The sequence below is a fragment of the Bradyrhizobium sp. UFLA05-108 genome, from assembly GCF_059803455.1.
Map to the genome: position 1 here is coordinate 1 of NZ_JBANAZ010000206.1, position 1133 is coordinate 1133.

The following is a 1133-nucleotide window of genomic DNA, read 5'->3' on the forward strand; positions in this document are numbered from 1 at the left end:
GAGTATGCCTGTCCATAAGGACAGTTCTCAACACAACGGTCCACCTGACAAGGCGGCCCCCAGCGGAGGATTACGATCAAATCGCCAGGATGCCATCAACTGTGGTCACCTGGCGGTGCTCGCCGGATGCGTACGAACAGATTGTCCGGTTTGCTCGCTCTATTATCCCATTCTACGACGAGCACGTAATCGACCTGTACCGTCGGATTTGCGCGCTGTACCGAATGGGGCGAAGGCACAGAAACAAAAGAAAGTCGCACAACAATCTGGAATCTGGCCGTGCCACGCCGACCACTAAAAACGTCGCACGAGGCTCGTTTCGTTCTCGGCGACTTCTCCGCGAAGGGCTTGGAAAATTAGGGTTTTCCAATGGTGGGCGCACCACGGCTCGAACCTGGGACCCGCTGATTAAGAGGCGTGTGATTTGCTAAGAAAATCAACGACTACGCCAACAACTGGAGCGCCAAAACTGCTTGAACCTACCAAGGGTTTCCCCCTTGTCGGAATGGCCGGTGGCGAATCCGCGGCGGAAAACAGCTGTCAGAGAAACTCACGAACCCACGTGAGGCATGCTGGAACAGCTTTGTCTTCGGCAGCCCAAAAGACAAGTGGACAAAGATTTCATTTCGCCAAGATAGGCCCGCTGGACCATTTCGTTGCCCCGCAGGCTCAGGGCCGAGCCGTGCAGCACTACCTGGCCTGTCTGTAGCACGTAGGTCTAGGTAAGCGGGATGGGGTTAGGTTGAATCGATTTGGGATTCCCAACTGTCCACCGGCTGCCAGTGGCGGGCCCTGCCGAGCGAGTTCCCGCCGTACTCGACGGTCCAGGGCTACTTTTATGCGTGGCGCGATAGTGGCAGGTGGCACATGATCGTTCGAGCTCTGGTGCGCAAAGCGCGGCAAGAACTTGGGCGCAAGCCGACACCGACGGCTGCCGTCATTGACAGTCAAACCGCTTCGACGACGCAGGCCGGCGGGCCACGCGGATTTGACCCCGGCAAGCGCCTTCATGGACGCAAGCGGCACATCGTCACCGATACCAATGGCCTTCTGTTAGCAGTTCACGTTCATCCCGCCAACGTTCAAGATGTCCACGGTGCTGTCCCGCTCCTGGAGCGCTTGCGAGAGCGCTT

Annotated in this window: 1 pseudogene; it reads left to right on the forward strand. The window is 57.8% G+C overall.

Annotation, left to right across the window (positions count from 1 at the left end):
* Positions 1–765 precede the first annotated feature (765 nt).
* Positions 766–1133: pseudogene (locus tag SO140_RS46000) on the forward strand (IS5 family transposase); the annotation flags it as partial.